The following is an 18,774-nucleotide window of genomic DNA, read 5'->3' as shown; positions in this document are numbered from 1 at the left end:
ACTATTGCGGTAAAGCGATAGCGTCGATAGCGGCCGATAGGAGGTTTTGACGCATTTTTTCGATTTGAACAATTATGTATCTCGGAATTAAGGGTTTTCCCTCGGAGGTCCGGTGACTAGACTGTGATCAGTCGCTTCTCACATGGTGTGTCGAGCGAGGCAAAAAACCAAATCTGGAGGTAAGTGATCATGAAGTCGCTCATCAAGGCAGTCGCCATTGCAGTGGTTCTCGCAGCACCGGTCGCTTCGTTTGCTCAATCGAGCCAGCAACCCGTGACCCGCGCGCAGGTACGCAATGAATTGATCCAGCTGGAACGCGCCGGCTACAACCCCGCGCTCAGTAACGACACGAACTATCCGGCCGACATCCAGGCCGCCGAGCGTCGCGTTCAGGCGCAAAACCCGGCAGTCGCGCAAACGCAGGAACCGGTCGCCGATACCAGCGGCTACGGTGCGCCGATGAGCGGTTCGACGCAGTCGGGCGCGGCAGCCCAACTGCACGGTGGTCCGAAGTCGGTTTATTTCGGCAACTGATCGAAGCAGTGAGAAACATGCGCGCCGGATACGGTGCGCTCCAATATTCAAGGAACCTCCGCTGCCGCAAGGTAGCTTCGCCCAACCTTTTTCAAGGATTGGGCTTTTTTTGTGGCTTCCTTGCGTTGTTGACGGCGGCAATGGGCGTCAGGGCCGTTCGCCGTGGATATAGAACTCGAGTTGCTGAATGGTGAACTGCTGTTCAGCGATGATGTTCTTCACCAGGTCGCCGATCGACACCATGCCGACCAGCCGATCGTTGTCGATCACCGGCAAGTGGCGCATACGGCGTTCGGTCATCAGCGCCATACAGTCTTCGGTGGTCTGGTCGGGACGTACGAAGCGCACCGCTTTGCTCATGATCTCGCGCACCGGCGTCTGTTTGGACGAACGGTCCATCAGGACGACTTTGCGCGCGTAGTCGCGCTCCGTGATGATGCCGGCGATGCTGTCGCCGTCCGTCACGACCAGCGCGCCGATGCCTTTTTCGGCCATCAGCTTGATCGCCTCGTAGACAGAATCCGCGGCCCCGATCGTATAGACGATGGTGTTGTTCGGTTTCGTTTTAAGAAGTTGTGCAACGCTTGTCATGGAGCGGCTCCGTTTCGCAGTGCAGCACGCCGGCGCGGCGTGCTGTCGTGAGGGACAGGCGATTCCAGTATAGGCTCGACGCGTCAGTCGGTACATCGGGAATACCTGGGGCCCGCGGCGCGTCCATGTGAGGTATAGGTGCAGCACGCGCACCGGTTCCGTGCGCGGCGTATGGACTTACAGGTGAGGCGAGCCGATTAGCGGTAAACTCCCAGTCCGTATCTTATCCCCGGTTTTATCGGGTTCATGTCAGCACCCTTGTCCAACGCCATGCTCACGTCTCACGATCCGTCGCAAGCAGCAGACGGCGAAATCAGCGGCGAGTGCGTCGTCCTCGACGCCACCGCCACGCTCCCCACGCGCTACGGCACGTTCACCTCCTACGTGTTTCGCGTGGTCGAAAGCGGCGCCGAACATCTTGCGCTGGTGATGGGCGATGTCGCGAACCAGTCATCCGTGTTGACGCGCCTGCATTCCGAATGCCTGACGGGCGACGTGCTCGGCTCGTATCGCTGCGATTGCGGTGAACAGCTCGATCTGGCGCTGCGCTATATCGCGGCCGAAGGCTGCGGCGTGCTGCTGTATCTGCGCGGCCACGAAGGCCGCGGCATCGGCCTGTCGAACAAGATTCGCGCGTACGCGCTGCAGGAGCAGGGCCGCGACACCGTCGAGGCCAATCTCGATCTCGGCTTGCCCGACGACTCGCGCGAATACGATTCTGCGGCAGGCATTTTGCGCACGCTGAAGGTCACGTCAGTGCGCTTGATGAGCAACAATCCGGAGAAGTTCGACACGCTGTCGAAGCACGGCATCCCGGTGTGCGAGCGGGTCGCGCTGGCGATTCCGATGCGCGAGGAAAACGAGCGCTATATCCGCACCAAGCAGTTGAAGTTCGGGCATTACTTCGACGAGAACGAATAGCGGAAATTCCAGACTTGTCCGGGGTCGTCCAAACCCGTCTGATAATGTCAGTAAGGGCGGGGGGAGGGCATCAGCCCAGTGAGACACCTTTTGCCTGTGCCGCGTGCACCGATTCGCCGGGCCCACGCTTCGCAAGCGTCAGGATCAGGACCACGACAGCCGTGCCTGCGCATACCAATGCCATCCACGCGACCGTCTGGATAAGTCCACCGGCAAACCTGCCAACCGATTCGACGACGAGCGGACTCAGGAAATTACCGAGGAAGAACGATCCCATGTACCCGCCGGTCGCGCGACCGCTTTGCGCGAACGGCACGCGCGCGAGTGTCCACGTCCCAAGAAGCGGAAGCGCCATGCCCGCGCCCGCTGCGGCGAGAAAGGCACCCGCAACTGTCGCGTTCACGCCTGTGCACGATGCGATGACAAAAAAGCCTGAGGCAAGCAGTCCGAAGGCGACGACCAGAAGCCGGTTGATCGGCCATCGCGCGAGCCGGTGAAAAACGAACGAACCCACCGGAATGCCGGCATTGGCGATGGCGCCGCCGAAACCAAGAATCGCCGGCGCCGTGACGCCGCGCGCGGCGAGCAGAAAGCTGATCTGCACCGGCACGACGAAGAACATGACGGACGCGAAAAGGATCAACAGGCAGAGGGGGCCGACCTCGCGCCACGGAAAGGGCAACTTCTGCACGGGTGCATGCTCCGCATGCGTTTGCTCGGGTTCCCAGATCATCACCGCGATAAACGGAAGGAACAGGATCGCGCAACCGTAGACCAGGAACGGCGTTCGCCAGCCCGCCGCCAGGCTGCCGAGTGCACCACCCACCGCGAACATCAAGGCAGCCACGATGGAGGCCGATGCGTGCTGCATCGTCAGCCATTTCTGTCGGCGCACACCGGAAAAATAATTGGCCACGAGCGCGGTGGCGATCGTGACGATGGCCGCTTCCGCGAGACCGATCACCGCGCGTGAGGCGGCGATCGCGTAGAGGTTTTTCAGCCAGAACGGCAGGACACCGGCGACCGCGTAGATCGCGACCGCGGTCATATAAAGGCGCTTACGTCCGAACGCATCGACCAGCGATCCGACCAGTGGGCTGAACAGCGCGATCATCAGCGCGGGAATGACCAGCACGATCAGGGTCAGCACGTCCGCATTCGGGACGCCCGCATAGTCGTGTCGCATCTGCGGAAGCACAGGGGCAATCAGCACCGCACCGGTCGAAGAGAGCCAGCAACTGGCCATCAGGAGCCAGCCATGTCGAGCGCCGGCTATGCGTGCCGGCCGGGCTTCAGGGGAAAGATGAGTCATGTCGTCTCCAACGTTTTTGTATTGGCTGCTCCTGACGCGGGGCGCCAGGAAATCTGTCACTGTCGGCGGGCACAACAACGGACATCTCGAACGCCGGGTCCGGGATCGCTGCCGGTTACACGCCAGCGACCGGACGCGATCCATGTCCGGTACTGCTAGAAGGCCACCTGGTCGTGGCCCTTCAGATCGAGCATCCGTCTCGCTTCGTCCGGGGAGGCGATCTCGATGCCAAGTTCGTCGAGAATCCGGCGAATCTTGCGCACCTGGTCGGCGTTGCTTTGCGCAAGCTCGCCGCGGCCGATATACAGGCTGTCTTCGAGGCCGACCCGGACGTTCCCTCCCATCAGGCTCGCCATCGTTGCGACAGGCATCTGATGCCTGCCGGCCGCGAGCACGGACCAGCGGTAGTCGTTGCCGAACAGCCGGTCGGCCGTGCGCTTCTGGTGCAACAGGTCTTCGGCGTGGGCGCCCATCGCGCCGCGCAGGCCGAACACCGTCTGCACGAACAGCGGCGGCTTCACGAGACCCTTTTCGAGGAAGTAGTGCAGGGTGTACAGGTGGCCGACGTCGTAGCACTCGAATTCGAAGCGCGTGCCGCCGGCGTTGCCGACATGCTCGAGAATCCACTCGATGTCGTCGTAGGTATTACGGAAGATCAGCCCGCGCGTGCCCTTCAGAAAAGGCACTTCCCAGTCATGGCGCCATTCGCGCTCGTGTTCGGCCATCTCCGATAGCACGAGGTTGAGCGAGCCCATGTTGAGCGAGCACATCTCGGGCTTGAGCGCCTGGCCTGCCGCCGTGCGTTCCTCGATGGGCATGTTCGGACCGCCGCCGCCGGTTGAAATATTGATGACGGCGTTCGTCGAGGACTTGATGGCCGTAACGAAGCGCCTGAAGATTTCGGGGTCGCCCGAGGGGCGGCCGTCCTCGGGATTGCGGGCGTGCAGGTGAATGATCGAGGCGCCGGCTTCGGCAGCCGCGATGGATTCGGCTGCGATCTGCTCCGGCGTGACCGGCAGAAACCGCGACATGGAGGGTGTATGAGCGCCACCCGTCACCGCGCAGGTGATGATCGCCTTGCTCACAGCGGCTCTCCTTCGACGAGATCGAGCAGCACGAACGCCATCCTGCACGGCTTGTTCGAGCGGTTCGCCCAGCTGTGACTGGTCGCGCGCTGGATCAGGACGTCGCCGGGGCGCATGAGTGTTTCGCCTTCGTCAAGCAGCGCCCAGATTTCGCCTTCGAGCACGATTGCGTAGTCCAGCGACTCCGTTTTGTGGAACCATAAATGCCGCGCGCCGGATTTGTCGCGCACGCCGCTGTCGTCGAGGAATTGCTTGAGTTGCGCTTCGTCGTAGTTCTTGTCAGGCGGAAAATCGACGATGCGCAGCAGCGAGCCGCCTTTCGAATGGAAGGCGAACGCCTGACCGGCCGGCGCCGGATCGTCGCCGGGTGCGCGCGCTTCGCCCGTCGCCCATACCACCTGCGCGAGCGGCAGCCCCGGCCGGTTCGTCCTGTTCGGTGTCGGGCCGTCTGAGACGAAGCAGGACTTGCCCTGTGCATTGATGCCCGTGACGATCCGCCGGACCGCGCGATAGCCGTCTGTGTCTGCCTGCTGCAACCCCTGATTCTTTACCAGCGTCTCCATGTTCTCTCCATTAACGAGTCGTATCGTATCGTTAATGAGTCTGAGTTGCCTGTCAATAGGGAAAAGGATTAGAGATTTCTAGGTGTTTTTGGCCCTGTTCGCGCTTGACAAATATGAACGGTCCGTTTTGTAATGGCGGCAATCCAATTACAACGGTCGGGATTCATGGAGACAGAGAAAATTCGCGTGATGTGGTTCGTGCCGCCGCTGCTTGCCCTCGTCGCGAGTCAGGACGCGCAGGCGACCGCTGTCGAGGCCGAGCGCAACCGCTCGTCCGATCAGCAGTTCGATGCGCTCGTGTCCGGGGACGTGGACGCCGTCGTGACGTCGATGGACAACGTGATCGGCTGGAACCGCCGCGCGGGTCCGCGAGACTTTCGCGTCGTCGCGCAGATCGAGCGAACCACGCCGTTGACGGTGGTCGCGCGGCCGCAACTGCGCAGCCTGCAGGATCTGCGCGGCGCGAACCTGCTGGTCGATGCGCCGGATAACGGCTTCGTCGTTGCGCTCAGGGCCATGCTGCGCGATGCGGGTATCGAATCGGACGCGGTCCGCCTGACGCCCGCGGGTGGCGTCAAGGAGCGCTTCGACGCGCTCGTGGCGGGAGAGGGCGACGCAACCTTGTTAGGGCCGCCATTCGATTCGATGGCGCAAGCGGCGGGGCTTACGTACATCGCCAGCGTGCAGGACATATACGCTGACTTTCCCGGTCAGGGCGTCGTCGTGCGCCAGGGCGGCGAGGCGAACACCTGGGTCGCGGCGTGGCTGCGAGCGCTGGAGCGCGCCCGCCGGCGCGTCAGCGAGAATGCGGAAATTGCGAGGCAGGCGGTGCTGGCAGCCGGCTTTCCGGGCGCCGTTGCGGATGCGATGATCGCGCAGAACCCTGACTCGCTGCGCCCGACGACGGCGGGCGTCGCGCTGCTCATTGCGCATCGCCGCTCGCTCGGTCTCGTGGGCGCGGACAATGACTATTCGACCATCGTCGACGACTCGATGGTCGAGCAATGCACGGGAGGACAGCAGTGAAGCAATATGCGCTCGGAACGTTTTCGGTGGGGGACGGTGCCCGGTTTGTCGGCTTCGTCGTGAATGATCGCGTGGCTTCGCTTGCCGAACTGGCAGCGCGTCATGGCGAACGCGATCTGGCGAACGCGCCCAGCGTGCTCGCGCTTCTCGAGACCTGGTCGACGAGCGAGCCCGCATTGGGTCGCCTCGCCGCGCAGGTCCCGGGCGAAGAGGGCGGATGGTATGCGCTGTCCGATTTGCATACCCACCCGGCCGTCGATCTCCCACGCCAGATTTTTTGCACGGGCGCGAACTACCGCAGGCACGTGGTCGATCTGACGGTGGATGCGAAGGTCGGTCCCGACGGACTCGACGAAGCGGGGCTGCGGCGCTGGGCAGAGGCCATGATGGATGAACGGCTTGCAAGCGGCGAGCCGTACGCATTCACGAAGCCGGTCTCCGCTGTCTCCGGGGCGTTCGATCCGCTGGTGCTGCCGGTCACGACGGTGAAGCCGGACTGGGAGCTGGAGCTGGCCGTCGTCATCGGGCGCGGCGGCTACCAGATTCCCCGCGAGCAGGCGCTGGACCATGTGGCGGGTTACACCATCGCCAACGACATCTCCGCGCGCGATCTCATTCCACGCACCGACTACAGGATGCTGGGCACCGACTGGCTGCGCTCGAAGGGGCAGCCAGGGTTTCTGCCGCTCGGGCCGTATCTGGTGCCCAAGGCATTCGTTCCCGACCCGCATCGTCTGCAGATGCGGCTCACGGTGTCGGGCCAGGTCATGCAGGACGAGACGACCGCTGACATGCTGTTCGGTATCGAGCGGCAGATCGAATATATTTCGCGCTATTCGCGGCTGTTGCCCGGCGACGTGATCTGTACCGGTTCGCCGGCCGGCAACGGCACGCACTACAACCGTTTCCTGCGCGACGGCGATGTGATGGAAGCCGGGATCGAAGGGCTGGGCCGCCAACGACAGGTCTGCGTCGCACAACAAGATGGCTGACGTGACCGAGGCGACGGTACGCCGCGACAATCCCGATCGCGCCTTTCTTCACGATCTTCTGTCTGCGCAAGCGAGCAACGTCACGCTCGGCATGAATCCCGCGTTGACCTCTCTGCGCGCCACGTTGCTTGCGGGCAGTGCGGAGGCGCTGTCCATCCGCTTCACCGCGCCGGACCACTCGGTGCAAGGCAATGGTGTGGTATCGGGCGGGACGCTCGCGTCGATGCTCGATCTCGCGATGGCGTTGGCGCTGCTCGCAAAGCTGCCGCATGGCCGCACGTGCGCAACCATCAGCCTCACGGTCGACATGATCGAGCCGGGATATGTCGGCGACTTTATCGCCGACGCCCGCGTCAAACGTCTGGGCGGGCGCGTATCGTTCGTTGAAGCCTATCTGCACGATGCGGAAAGGACACGGTGCGTTGCTACTGCCACAGCCCCGTTTGCGGTATTCGATGTACGCGGCTGATTTCACGCCTCGTTGTCCGCGATATCCGGATAGTGGTCGAACGTTTCCTTGATGAGATGGCGTAGCCAGATATTGGCGGGATCGTCGTGGAATCGCGGATGCCAATGCTGTCGGAGGGCGAACGGCGGCAACGGCACCGGCGGAGGCATGCTCCTGATCGTGCCGAGCCTCGCGAACACGTTGGCGAGTTCGAGCGGCACCGTGGCGATCAGGTCCGGCTGCGCGTCGATCAGATGCGGCACGACCAGAAAGTGAGGCGTGGTCAGATAAACGTTGCGCTTGATGCCGTATTCGTCAAATGCGCTGTCGTAGGCAGCGCTCGCGCGGCCGGTGAGCGAGACGACGATCTGAGGCATGCGTTCAAACTGCTCCCGGCTGATCGACTTGCCAATCGCCCTGTTATGCACGCTGACCATCGTGACGAAGGTGTGCAAGAACAATTGCTGCTGGAATAGTCCATCGGGCGCCGCGCGCACGGAGCCTAGCGCGAGATCGGCTTCGCCGGCGGCGAGCGTCGCCTCGATCTGCTCGAGCGGCACCTGCACGGACCGCACCGCGCAGTTAGGCGCAATCTTGCGCAAGCGGCGGATCAGCGGCGGGAGAAAAACGAGTTCACCCATGTCGGTCATGCTGATCACGAACATGCGGCGAGCGATGGCCGGATCAAAGCGCGCCTGTGAAACGACGCGCTGCCTCAATGCCGTCATGACCTCGGTGATCGTCGCGCCGAGCAGCAAGCCTTTTTCCGTCGGCTGCATGCCGGCCGACGTCTTGATGAACAACGGGTCCTCAAAAAACGTTCTGAGCCGGTTGAGCCCGTGACTCATTGCGCCTTGCGACAGCCCGACTTCCGCGGCGGCGCGCGTGACGCTGCGCTCTCTCAGCAGGGCGTCGAACAGGACGAGCAGGTTCAGATCGAGGTCGCGAATATGCATGGCATGCATTCAGAGAATTAGTCCCATTAGATTGACGCATGATCCGGGCAAACCTATCGTGGCGTCAAGCGTTGCAAAAGACGCCCTATAACGAATCAGGAGACAAGCGATGTTCATCAGGAACACGTGGTATGTGGCCGCCTGGTCGCATGAGGTCGAGGGCGCCGATCTGTTCTCGCGCACCATTATCGGCACGCCCGTTTTGCTGTACCGGAAGGAAGGCGGCGACGTCGTCGCGCTCATGGATCGCTGCTGTCATCGTGGCGCGCCGCTGTCGGTCGGCCGGCGTGAAGGCGACTGCGTCCGTTGCATGTATCACGGCCTGAAATTCGGCAGTAACGGAGCATGTGTCGAAGCTCCGGCTCAGGAAAGGATTCCGCCGCAGGCCAAGGTCAGGCAATTTCCGGCCGTGGAGCGTCACCGCTGGATCTGGATCTGGATGGGCGACCCCGCGCTAGCCGATCCGTCCACGATTCCCGATACTCACTGGCTCGACGATCGGGAATGGCGCTCGCTTCCCGGCTACATTCACTACGACGTCGACTATCTGCTGATCTGCGACAACCTGCTGGATTTTTCGCATCTCCCATTCGTTCATCCGACCACGCTCGGCGGGGGAGAGGACTACGCAGCCATCCAGCCGAAAGTCGAGCGCCTCGAAGACGGTGTACGCATCACGCGGTGGACACTCGACACCGAGCCGCCTCCGTTTGCCAAAGCCGTTCGGGAGTGGCCGGGCAAGGTCGATCGCTGGAACATCTACGACTTCACGGTCCCGGCGATTCTGCGCATGGATTCGGGCATGGCGCCCACGGGTACCGGTGCGCCCGATGGCGTTCGTGTCGGCGCGGCGGAGTTTCGCGGTTGCCAGGCCCTGACGCCTGAAACCGAAAACTCGACGCACTATTTCTTTGCCCACCCGCACAATTTCTCGCTCGACCAGCCCGAGGTGACGCGTTCGATTCATCAGGCGGTTGTCGATGCGTTCGACGAGGACCGCGACATCGTGACCGCGCAGCAACGGAATCTCAGGCTCGATCCCGGCTTCAGGATGATGGCGTTCGGCATCGACGCGGCCCTCTCGCAGTTTCGCTGGGCCGTGAACAGACGGCTCGAGGAGGAAGGCACCGCGGCCGTACAGAAGAGCGAGGCCGCGTCGTGATCGAAGTAATCGTCGCAAGGATAGCGCGCGTGGCCGAGGGCATACTCGACATCGAGTTGCGCGGACCGCACGGGGGAAATCTTCCGTCATTCGATCCAGGGGCGCACGTCGACGTTCACTTGCGCGAGGGGCTCGTGCGTCAGTATTCATTGTGCAATGACCCGATCGATCCGACACGCTATCGCCTGGGCGTAGGCCGAAGTCCGACGTCGCGGGGCGGATCGGCCTATGTACACGAATCGCTGCAGGCTGGCGACAGGCTTCGCATCAGTGAGCCCCGCTCGCTCTTCGCGCTATCGGCCGAAGCGACCTGCCATCGCTTCATCGCCGGCGGAATCGGCATTACGCCGATTCTCGGCATGATCCGGTGGTGTCATCGTCATGAGCTTCCGTGGCGACTGAGCTACTGCGTACGCTCGAGAGCACACGCGGGATACCTGGACGAGTTGCTCGCGCTGGGCGGCGATATTCGTCTATATGCCGACGACGAGGTGGTTTTGCCTCACGACGTCAGCGGTATGCTCGCTGACACGAAACCCGCCGAGCATGTGTACTGTTGCGGGCCGGGCGGGCTCATGGACGCAGTCGCGACGAGCTCCCGAGACTTGGGTATCGATGCGAAACGCGTTCATTTCGAGCGATTCGGGGCGCCAGCGGACGATCAGGGGCACGGCGGCCCGAAGCCGTTTACCGTCACCCTTGTCCGCAACGGCGCACGATACACGGTAAAGCCTGAAGAATCGATTCTGGATTGCCTCGAACGGCATGGTCTTACGCCTTCGTTTTCCTGCCGGGAAGGGCTTTGCAGAAGCTGCGAGACGCGAATCGTGTCGGGGGAGGCTGACCATCGCGACTACGTACTGAGCGCCGAGGAGCAGCGCGAGGGGAAGTCGCTCATGATTTGTGTGTCGAGAGCGACGACCCAGGAGCTTGTCATCGATCTCTGAGCCATGACCGGAACACCCGATAACACGCAGTGGCCGCTTTATATCTGTTGCTTTGGCAGCATGGCCTCCATGCGCATGTGCGATTCGATGCTGCCCGTTCTTGCTAGGGAGTTCGCGGTCAGTGCCGACGGCGCCGCGCAGACGATCTCGTTGTTCGCGCTCGCCTACGGAATCTTTCAGCTGTTCTCCGGGCCGCTCGGCGACCGGCTCGGGAAAATGCGCGTGATCGCGTTCGCGGCGTTTGCCTGTGCACTCGGCAATATTGGCGCGTGCCTTGCCGGCAGTCTGGACGAACTGCTCGCGGCGCGGCTTTTTTCGGGCGCCGCGGCGGCAGGCATCGTTCCATTGACGATGGCGTGGATCGGCGATCACAGTCCGGACGGAGAGCGGCAGGTGGCGCTCGCGCGTCTGCTCGGCGCTACCGTGCTCGGCATGATTGCGGGGCAATGGGGCGGCGCGGCGCTGGCTTCCTCGTGGGGATGGCGCGCTTCGTTCATGTCGACCGGTGCGGTGTTCGCGCTCGGCTGGCTGACGGTGCGAAGCGTATCGCCGCCCATTGCGCGAGACACGTCGGCGAAGCAACCGACGTTCGTGCGCCAGACGATCGATATGCTCGGCGCAAGCTGGGTTCGCCTTGTCTTGCTGGTGACGTTCGTTGAAGGCACCTTTGCGTACAGCGCATTGGCATTCATGCCCACCTATCTCAACGCGTCGTTTGCGCTGCCTTCGTCCACGGCGGGACTGATCGCCTCCAGCTACGGTATGGGAGGGCTGCTCTTCAGTCTGAGCTCGAAGCGCGTGATACGGCGTTTCAGGGATGCGCATCTTGCGCGAGTGGGAGGGCTGTTGCTCGCCCTATCGCTCGTCACAATGGCGGCCTCGCCGTTCTGGTGGCTATCCGCCCCGGCCTGCGCGCTCGCCGGATTCGGCTTTTACGCACTTCACAATGTCTTGCAGAACCATGCCGCGCAGATGGCGCCTCAGGCGAGAGGCACGGCCGTTTCGCTGTTTTCGTGCGTGCTCTTTCTGGGGCAATCGTTTGGAGTCGGCATGGGTGCGTGGTCGATCAGCCATGCCTCGGTACGCGTCCTGTTCGCTGTCTGCGCGTTGGGACTGCTTGTTCTTGCGGTTATCTTCACGCAGCTGTTGACGGCAAGGTCCGCGCCGCAAATGTCGCGAGTCCCGGAATAAGCCGGCGGTTGCCATGTGACAGCGGCGCGTGATCGGGGACAGGTGTCGGGCGATGCAACGGCAACACCCGATTCCAGACCGCTAGAATTTGACGTAGGCGTTCAGCCACAGCGTGTTGCCATAGGCGGCATTGCGCGCGTAGATCTGATGCTGCCAGTGAAGGACGGCGCCCCATTTCTGCGATCCATAGCCGACCTGCGGCCCCAGGGTCAACTCGTTGCTCCGATGTCCGTCGCCGAATGCGGACTTGCCGTTGATCCTGTCGTCGTTGAACTGGGTATTCACATATCCGCCCACGCCCACGAGCCAGTTCTGGTTGATGTGGTAATTGACACCGTAGTCCGCGGTAAGCTGCACGCCCGACTGGTAGTGGGTCGCCGCATTGACGCTGCTGTAATTCAGGTTGATCTTCGAACTGAGCTCGATCTGCTGGAGCGGCATCCATGTAAACGCGTAGGCAAGATAGAGGCTCGTGACGTTATTTCCCGGATTGAAAAGCCGGGTCTTGTCGTATGAACCCCAGGGAGCAACGATATCGACTTCGACAGTCTGGAAATAGTGCGGCGACTGCCAGCCAACGAGTACGCCAAACAGCGGGTCGCCGAATCCCCGTCCGCCGCCGGAGATGCCAAACGACGGGAGGTGCAGCGTGCCGTCGACGTAGGGAACGGCTGCCTGAACGGCTATGTTGCCGCCGAGAATAGTCGGGGTTTCAAAGACATGGACCGTCCGCAGCGCATGAGCTTGCAGGCCGCCGTTAGCTCCGGCAGGGCTGCTGTTGCCGCCACCGTCGCGCAGTGAGGTCATGTCCTCGAATCTGTTGTAGCTGTAGATGTACGTCCCAGGGCCGCCAAGCAGTCCGCTCATGACGGTCATGATCCCGGACGGATAGCTGCTCGTCCCGTTTTCGAGGGCAAAAGCTGGGCTCTGGGCCAGACCGGCCGCAACGCACATGGCCCCGTAAAGTTGGTATCGCTTCATTGCAGTGTCTCCTGTATTTATATGGATTTTGATTTGTAGTGCGAAGTTACGTAACCGGGAACTGGCTTCAGTTTGCCTGCAGTCAGGTTTATGCGGACGACCCTTCGCGGGAATCGCCGGTGTTGCCGTCAACGCGGCATCGGGAAGAGCGCGCTCACGTACCTGCCTTCTTCAATCCTCAAGGTGACGGCCTCGAGGTACTGGCCTGCGCAGGGTCCCGATATGCACAGGCCGTCATCAAGCGTGAATTTCGCACCGTGGCCGTGGCAAACGATATGGTTCCCACCCTGGTCGAGATAGGCATGCTTTCGCCAGGGCAGGGAAGCCCCGGGCCAATGCGGACACGAATTGACATAGCCACGCAGGAGTTCACCCCTGCGTACGACGAAGAGGTCGTCGACGCCGCGCCCCTGCAAGTCGAATCCGCGTGTGTCAGTCAGTGAAAGCGCGTTCAACTCGCACAGGCGCACCCACTGTGCAGCGCCGGAGTCCGGCATGGCGATTCGGGTTCAGGATTGCGCCGAAGGCGGACCTCCCGGCGCCCACGTCTCGCGCCACTGGAAGAGGAATTCCTGTGAGTTCTCGGCGATGGCGGGGGCGACACGGGGAACCCAGGCGTCATCGAGCTGATCCATGTCCGCGTCGTATTCGATATGGCAGCCCATCGGGCTATTGAAATACCAGAACCAGTTCGAGCCGAACCGGTGACGCCCCGGTCCCCAGAACGATTCATAGCCTTTCGCCGCGAACGCGTATCCTGCACGCAGCACTTCCGACGGACCGCCCATGTGGAACGTGAAGTGATCGCAACCCTGCATGACCGGTGGGGTCTTGATGAAGAACAGCGTGTGGTGATCGAGGGTGCCCCGTGGGCGCAGGAACGGCCCCATCCCGGTGAACCGGTCATTGACCCGAAATCCCAGCCGGTTCACATAGAAGGCTTCGGCCTTGTCCGTGTCGGGCACAAAGTAGACGACGTGCGAAAGCGTCCGTGGAAGTGGCGGCGGTTCGTCGCGGTTGGCCGGCGAACCCGCGACGTTCAGGCCGCGGCGCGCGTCGCCCGGCGCGTTGACCTGCTCGGCGGCAAGCGTTGGCGCCTGACGCACGGATACCTGAAATCCGAGGACGAATCCCGAGTCGTCGATCGCTTCGATCGAGCCGTCCGCCAGAAATTTGACTTCCCGGTCCTTGCCCAGCTCGTGCGCGATTTCATCGAGCGCGGCTCGATCCTCCACACCGTAGATGGTCTTGCGCAGCTGATTGGCCGTCGGCAGCGTCCATTTCGGGAGCGCCGGGTCGTCCTTGTGGCGAATGACGACGCCGGTCCCGTCGAGAGCCTCGAATGCCCCAACGCCTTTTGGCGTCAGTCCGTAGTCGGCGAGAAACGTCGCGCAGCTTTCGACGTCGTCGACGCCGAAAACGAGTGTGTCAGGTCCAAGAATTCTCACTTTAAGCGTCCTGTTGAAAAAGAGGGAGTGCGATACCGATTAATACGATACGGTGCGGATCATAATATTCCGCATGCAGCTGATCACGCAAGAGTCCTTCGGGTTTCCACGGCACTTTTCGGCATGAGGAAAAACCCTCGCTTACGATACGTTGCGTATCGTATATATAATGGGCCGATCGCTAACGAGGGTGCGTGCGGTGAGACCGGGGAGGCCGGTTTCGTCGCTGTAGCCTGGAAACTGGAGCCGAACAATGAAGCTGGGTCGCATCGCTGTGAATGGTCCGGACGGGGACGTTGCCCGCCTGGTACTGGTATTGCCTGAAGAGGGGCGCGTCATCGATCTGAAGCGCGCGTCGGTGCTGGCGCTGGAGAAACAGGGCGCGACGGCGGAAGCGGCGCGCCGGTTCTCGGAGGCGCTCTTTCCCGGCAGCATGTCCGCCGCGATTGGTCTCGGCGAGCGGTTTCTCGACGCGGCTCGTCGCGCGGACAGGGAGCGTCCCGATGAGGCGTCGATCCCGATCGCAGAGGTGAAGTGGCTGCCCGCAACCGACCCTTCCGTTGTCCGTGACGGATTGACTTTCATCGGACACATCAAGGGCTTTCACGAGAAGATCGGGCACAAGCCGCATGAGAGCCTGCTGAAAGTTCCGGGGTATTTCAAGGGCACGCCACACACGGTCATCGGGCATGATGCGGAGGTGCCGTGGCCGGGTTACATCGGGCATATGGACTACGAGCTCGAGCTCGGCTACATCGTCGGCCGGCGCGGCGGCAATCTGAGACCCGAACAGGCCCGTCCTTATCTCTTCGGTATTACTGTGTTCAACGACTTCAGTGCGCGCGACCGCCAGTCGATCGAAATGCCGATCCAGATGGGACCGACCAAGTGCAAGGATTTCGCCTATGGGGTGGGTCCGTGGATCACGACGATCGACGAATTTGCCGATCTCGACGCCATTTCGATGGAAGTGCGCGTCAACGGCGAGACCTGGGGTAAAGGCACCAGCGCGAACAAGCTGTGGAGCGTGGACGAACTGATCGCATGGGTCAGCCTCGGCGAGGTCCTCGAGCCTGGCGACGTGATCGGTTCGGGCACGATGGGCGGCGGCTCCGCGCTCGAACTCGATCGCAAGCTGCAGCCAGGCGATGTGGTGGAGCTCGAAGTGGGCGGCATTGGCATTCTGCGCAACCGCATGGGACAGCCACAGTCTGGATTGTGGTGGCCCGAGGAGCGCGCTCCCTTCATGTGATTCGACATCACTACAACAATTTCAAGGAGACACAGTCATGGCTTCGCAGCACAAGGTGCTTATCGTAGGTGGAGGGATTAGCGGCATGACGCTCGCCCACGGGCTCGCGCGGGCCGGTGCGGACGTGAGGGTTGTGGAGAGCAGCCACCGATCCGATCAACAGGGAACCGGCATTTCCCTGCTCGGCAACGCGCTGCGCGCACTGGATCGCGTGGGGCTCGCCGATAGTTGCATGGCGGCAGGATCCGGATGGGACACGGTCAGCGTGCGTAACGATGCAGGCGAGATCATCAACGAGCGGCGTCCTCCGCGCACCTTCAGGGATGACGCGCCCGGCGCGATCGGCATCATGCGGCCGAAGCTGGCGGAGGTGCTCGAAGGACATGCACTGGCTAGCGGTGCGCGGGTCGACTATCGGACCTCCGTAGAGGACTTCGAGCAGGACGGCAACGGTGTGTCGTACCGGCTGTCGACGGGCGAAACAGGGCGCTGCGATCTGCTGGTCGCAGCCGACGGAACGTATTCGAAGACGCGTTCCAGGGTATTCGGCACTGAGCATCAGCCGACCTATGCGGGACAAGGCGCATGGCGTTTTACCGTTGAACGTCCTGCAGGGTTTGACGGGCTGGTGCTGTACAAGCACGGGGACGGTCGTGCGGTGGGCGGCCTTCCGTTATCGGACACGCTTTGCTACTACTTTTTCCTCGAGAATGCCAAAGTCCATGCGCATATGCCGCAAGACAGGTTGAGCGAGATGTTCAGGGAGCGTCTGGAGGGGTTCTCGGCTCCAGACCTTCGCGCGGTAATCGGGCGTTGCGATGGCACGCGCTACATCAGTTACCGTCCGTTCGACATTCTGTTCATGCCGCAACCGTGGCATCGGGGGCGAGTCGTATTAGTGGGAGATGCCGCTCATTCGGTCACGCCGCAGTTGACATCCGGCGGCGGCATGGCGATCGAAGACGCCGTCGTGCTCACCGAAGAATTGAGTCAGCGGGCGAGTATCGACGATGCACTCGTGGCATACGGTCAGCGTCGCGGCGAACGGGTGAAGCGCGTGTTCGACATATCACTGGCTATCTGCCAGGCGGAGCAGGATCCGCATGGGGGCGGACAGCGCGCCGTCGATCTGTTGTTCGAAGGGTATGGCGTGCTCGCCCAGCCGTTCTGAGCGCAGCGCGTGCTGTACGGATTGATGATCGGCGGTCCGGCCCTGAGGTCGGGGCCGCCGGGAAGTCGCGTCGTTCAATCACTCTTCCTCTTGTCCATGACCACCAACTCGTTTTCTCCCGTGTTCGTCTCCAGCGAGACCGCCAAGGCCGTCTTTGACTGGACGGATGCCATACGTGCGCTGCAGTCGGCCTATGCACGTCCGATTCCGCCCAGTTCCACGCCGCCGCGTACGGTGGCTGTCGCCGGCAAGACCTGGCTGCGTACGCTGCCGGCCGTGCCGGTGGGCGGCCGCTACTACGGGGCCAAGATCATGGGCATGGCGATGGGCTCCGCCGTGCCCGGCGTGGAATACGTGATCGTGCTGTTCGACCAGGAAACCAGCCGCATCGCCGCGTTTGTCGACGGCAACCTCGTGACCGGCTTCCGGACGGCTGCTACCTCGGCTGCCGCAGTCGACCGGCTGGCACCGGGAGGGGCGGCACGCCTCGCCGTGCTCGGCAGCGGCCTGGAGGCGACGATGCATACACGTGCCATTGCCAGCGTGCGGGATCTGACCGAGGTTGTCGTCTTCAGTCCGACACCCGAGCGGCGTGCCGCTTTTGCTGAAGCCGTGACACGCGATCTCGGGGTGCCCGCCCGCGGCGTCGCTTCGGCGCATGAAGCGGTGGAAGGGGCCGATCTCGTGCTTGCCGCAGCCCGCTCCAGGGGCGAACAGCCGATTCTTTTCGGCGACTGGCTCAAGCCCGGCGCGACCGTCGTATCGATCGGTTCGACCATTCCCGAGCAGCGCGAGATCGATGTCTCGGTTGTCGCTCGCAGCGACATCATCGTGTGCGACACGCTCGAGGAAGTGCTGGAAGAAACCGGCGACATGCGCGCGGCCCATGAAGCCGGCATCGCGTTCAGGGACAAGTCATTCAGCCTGTCGGACCTGATGAGCGGAGCAATCGACGAGCGCCTGAACGGCGCCAGAACCAGAATGTACAAGTCGGTGGGCGGCGGCCTGCAGGACATCGTGGTGGCGGAGCTCATCCTCGACAGGGCAATCGAGGCCGGCCTCGCGACGAGGCTGCCGATCGAATTCGAAACCAAGCGCTGATCCACGCGACATTCAATAGCAACCCAGACGAAAGGAGCACACCATGGCCCGCTACACCAGAAAGGAAGCCCGTGAATGGGCACGTGAGAACCTCGTTGGCGTCGCCAACGTGACCATTCCGACCATGACGTCGGACTTTAAGCGCATCAACGAAAAAGCAGTCCGCCACGACGTCGAGCTGTCGATCGAGCACGGCTTCGTCGGCTCTCTCTCATGCTCGGAAGTGGCCATCACGCAGGCGCAGTACGGCGAGTTCTGCGGCATCATGGCCGACCAGGCTGCGGGCCGCCTCGTCATCGTTCATCACGCGGTCTTCAATACCATCGAGGACAACATCGAGGCGATCAAGCTGGCGGAGGCGGGCGGCGCCGACCTCGTGTTGCTCGGCTATCCCCCGTACTTCTATCCGAAGTCCTACGACGAAGTGTTCGAGTACACGAAGGCGATCTGCGCGTCGACGAATCTCGGCGTGATGGTGTTCCCGCTGCCGGCTTGGGGCTTTTCCCGCCTGCATCCCGCCGACATTCCGCTGCCGGTGCTGCGCCGGATGGTGGATGAGATACCCAACGTGGTCGCGATCAAGGCCGAAGGCGGCATGCCCTACATCATGTCGGCAATCGAGGTGCATCGTGAATTCCACGAGGAAGTCGTCATCTCGTCTCCGCTGGAATACGAGTACGTACCGCTCGCGCAGGTGATGGACATCCCGTTCTGCGGCACCAACTACTCGGCCTATTACGGCCCGCTGTTGCCGCGAATCCACAAGCTGATCCGCGCCGGCGAATACGACGAGGCCACGCAACTCTGGTACCAGATGGACCCCGCACGCAAGGCCTTCGCCAGCCTGCCGATCGCGGCCAACGGTCTGCTCAACCGGATGCTGTGGAAGTACCAGGCATGGCTGCAGGGCTACAACGGCGGCCCCATGCCGCATCCGACGCAGCGCGTGTACCAGCGCGACATGACGGTCTTGCGCAAGGGCCTCGAAGCAGCCGGCCTCACTCCTGCAAGCGATCCCGACGAGGCATTCTTCGTCGGCCGTCATCCTGTGTGAGAGCCGACCGTCATGAGTGAACTGATTACGCTTCCGCTG

Annotated in this window: 20 protein-coding genes; 12 read left to right on the top strand and 8 right to left on the bottom strand. The window is 62.4% G+C overall.

Features of this window, described 5'->3' with window-relative positions:
* The first annotated feature begins 189 nt into the window (after nucleotides 1–189).
* Entirely contained in the window at nucleotides 190–534 is a 345-nt protein-coding gene (locus SB772_RS04595; protein WP_410832092.1) for a DUF4148 domain-containing protein, read from the top strand.
* A gap of 147 nt (nucleotides 535–681) precedes the next feature.
* Here the strand turns inward: SB772_RS04595 and SB772_RS04590 are convergent, their stop codons facing one another.
* A complete protein-coding gene (locus tag SB772_RS04590; RefSeq protein ID WP_410832091.1) occupies nucleotides 682–1,125 on the bottom strand; it encodes a CBS domain-containing protein in 444 nt (147 codons plus the stop codon).
* Between the two features lie 270 nt (nucleotides 1,126–1,395).
* On the opposite strand from SB772_RS04590, the gene ribA reads away from it, so the two are divergent.
* Entirely contained in the window at nucleotides 1,396–2,046 is a 651-nt protein-coding gene (ribA, locus tag SB772_RS04585) for a GTP cyclohydrolase II (RefSeq protein WP_410832254.1), read from the top strand.
* 70 nt (nucleotides 2,047–2,116) lie between these two features.
* On the opposite strand, the gene SB772_RS04580 is transcribed toward ribA, so the two are convergent.
* The 3 genes from SB772_RS04580 to SB772_RS04570 all read right to left on the bottom strand — a co-directional run bounded on the left by SB772_RS04580 (nucleotide 2,117) and on the right by SB772_RS04570 (nucleotide 5,006).
* Complete coding sequence (locus SB772_RS04580) at nucleotides 2,117–3,358, bottom strand: MFS transporter (RefSeq protein ID WP_410832090.1); 1,242 nt, start codon at nucleotides 3,356–3,358, stop codon at nucleotides 2,117–2,119.
* A gap of 155 nt (nucleotides 3,359–3,513) precedes the next feature.
* Nucleotides 3,514–4,443 carry a 3-keto-5-aminohexanoate cleavage protein gene (locus tag SB772_RS04575; protein ID WP_410832089.1) on the bottom strand — a complete coding sequence of 310 codons (930 nt, stop codon included), beginning with the start codon at nucleotides 4,441–4,443 and terminating at the stop codon, nucleotides 3,514–3,516.
* The gene (locus tag SB772_RS04570) at nucleotides 4,440–5,006 is read right to left on the bottom strand and encodes a cupin domain-containing protein (RefSeq protein WP_410832088.1); all 567 of its coding nucleotides are present in this window, start codon (nucleotides 5,004–5,006) and stop codon (nucleotides 4,440–4,442) included. The genes SB772_RS04575 and SB772_RS04570 overlap by 4 nt, the downstream gene beginning before the upstream one ends.
* Before the next feature lie 165 nt (nucleotides 5,007–5,171).
* On the opposite strand from SB772_RS04570, the gene SB772_RS04565 reads away from it, so the two are divergent.
* From SB772_RS04565 to SB772_RS04555, 3 genes are read left to right on the top strand one after another with little or no spacing between them, the layout of a single operon-like run.
* On the top strand, nucleotides 5,172–6,032 hold the full coding sequence (locus tag SB772_RS04565; protein WP_410832087.1) for an ABC transporter substrate-binding protein: 861 nt from the start codon (nucleotides 5,172–5,174) through the stop codon (nucleotides 6,030–6,032).
* Nucleotides 6,029–7,024: a fumarylacetoacetate hydrolase family protein gene (locus tag SB772_RS04560; protein WP_410832086.1), complete on the top strand. Its 996-nt coding sequence runs from the start codon at nucleotides 6,029–6,031 to the stop codon at nucleotides 7,022–7,024. Before SB772_RS04565 ends, SB772_RS04560 begins: the two co-directional genes overlap by 4 nt.
* Nucleotides 7,017–7,493: a PaaI family thioesterase gene (locus SB772_RS04555; RefSeq protein ID WP_410832085.1), complete on the top strand. Its 477-nt coding sequence runs from the start codon at nucleotides 7,017–7,019 to the stop codon at nucleotides 7,491–7,493. Before SB772_RS04560 ends, SB772_RS04555 begins: the two co-directional genes overlap by 8 nt.
* 2 nt (nucleotides 7,494–7,495) lie before the next feature.
* Here SB772_RS04555 and SB772_RS04550 read toward each other — a convergent pair whose 3' ends face one another.
* Nucleotides 7,496–8,428: a LysR family transcriptional regulator gene (locus SB772_RS04550; RefSeq protein ID WP_410832084.1), complete on the bottom strand. Its 933-nt coding sequence runs from the start codon at nucleotides 8,426–8,428 to the stop codon at nucleotides 7,496–7,498.
* A 109-nt stretch (nucleotides 8,429–8,537) separates the two neighbouring features.
* Between SB772_RS04550 and SB772_RS04545 the strand changes: the two genes are divergently transcribed.
* Genes SB772_RS04545 through SB772_RS04535 form a run of 3 tightly spaced genes read left to right on the top strand, consistent with a single transcriptional unit; the run spans nucleotide 8,538 to nucleotide 11,728 of the window.
* Nucleotides 8,538–9,590, top strand: coding sequence for a Rieske 2Fe-2S domain-containing protein (locus tag SB772_RS04545; RefSeq protein WP_410832083.1), 1,053 nt, complete (start codon nucleotides 8,538–8,540; stop codon nucleotides 9,588–9,590).
* A gap of 29 nt (nucleotides 9,591–9,619) precedes the next feature.
* A complete protein-coding gene (locus tag SB772_RS04540) occupies nucleotides 9,620–10,537 on the top strand; it encodes a PDR/VanB family oxidoreductase (RefSeq protein WP_410832082.1) in 918 nt (305 codons plus the stop codon).
* A 3-nt stretch (nucleotides 10,538–10,540) separates the two neighbouring features.
* On the top strand, nucleotides 10,541–11,728 hold the full coding sequence (locus tag SB772_RS04535) for an MFS transporter (RefSeq protein WP_410832081.1): 1,188 nt from the start codon (nucleotides 10,541–10,543) through the stop codon (nucleotides 11,726–11,728).
* A gap of 81 nt (nucleotides 11,729–11,809) precedes the next feature.
* On the opposite strand, the gene SB772_RS04530 is transcribed toward SB772_RS04535, so the two are convergent.
* The 3 genes from SB772_RS04530 to SB772_RS04520 form a co-directional block, all read right to left on the bottom strand.
* Complete coding sequence (locus SB772_RS04530; protein WP_410832080.1) at nucleotides 11,810–12,709, bottom strand: transporter; 900 nt, start codon at nucleotides 12,707–12,709, stop codon at nucleotides 11,810–11,812.
* Between the two features lie 128 nt (nucleotides 12,710–12,837).
* A complete protein-coding gene (locus SB772_RS04525; RefSeq protein WP_410832079.1) occupies nucleotides 12,838–13,206 on the bottom strand; it encodes a Rieske (2Fe-2S) protein in 369 nt (122 codons plus the stop codon).
* Between the two features lie 12 nt (nucleotides 13,207–13,218).
* Nucleotides 13,219–14,157, bottom strand: a complete 939-nt coding sequence (locus tag SB772_RS04520) for a VOC family protein (protein ID WP_410832078.1) — start codon at nucleotides 14,155–14,157, stop codon at nucleotides 13,219–13,221.
* Nucleotides 14,158–14,410: 253 nt separating this feature from the next.
* Here SB772_RS04520 and SB772_RS04515 point away from each other — a divergent pair, with 253 nt between their 5' ends.
* From SB772_RS04515 to SB772_RS04500, 4 genes are read left to right on the top strand one after another with little or no spacing between them, the layout of a single operon-like run.
* Entirely contained in the window at nucleotides 14,411–15,409 is a 999-nt protein-coding gene (locus SB772_RS04515) for a fumarylacetoacetate hydrolase family protein (RefSeq protein WP_410832077.1), read from the top strand.
* A gap of 37 nt (nucleotides 15,410–15,446) precedes the next feature.
* Nucleotides 15,447–16,580 carry an FAD-dependent monooxygenase gene (locus SB772_RS04510; RefSeq protein WP_410832076.1) on the top strand — a complete coding sequence of 378 codons (1,134 nt, stop codon included), beginning with the start codon at nucleotides 15,447–15,449 and terminating at the stop codon, nucleotides 16,578–16,580.
* Nucleotides 16,581–16,604: 24 nt separating this feature from the next.
* Entirely contained in the window at nucleotides 16,605–17,681 is a 1,077-nt protein-coding gene (locus SB772_RS04505) for an ornithine cyclodeaminase family protein (protein ID WP_410832075.1), read from the top strand.
* 43 nt (nucleotides 17,682–17,724) lie between these two features.
* Nucleotides 17,725–18,735 carry a dihydrodipicolinate synthase family protein gene (locus tag SB772_RS04500; protein ID WP_410832074.1) on the top strand — a complete coding sequence of 337 codons (1,011 nt, stop codon included), beginning with the start codon at nucleotides 17,725–17,727 and terminating at the stop codon, nucleotides 18,733–18,735.
* Nucleotides 18,736–18,774 lie beyond the last annotated feature (39 nt).

The organism is Paraburkholderia sp. SIMBA_030, from assembly GCF_046535245.1.
Taxonomy (GTDB): Bacteria; Pseudomonadota; Gammaproteobacteria; order Burkholderiales; family Burkholderiaceae; genus Paraburkholderia.
Note: the sequence above shows the minus strand (reverse complement) of the source record. Positions and strands in the feature narration are given on the sequence as shown.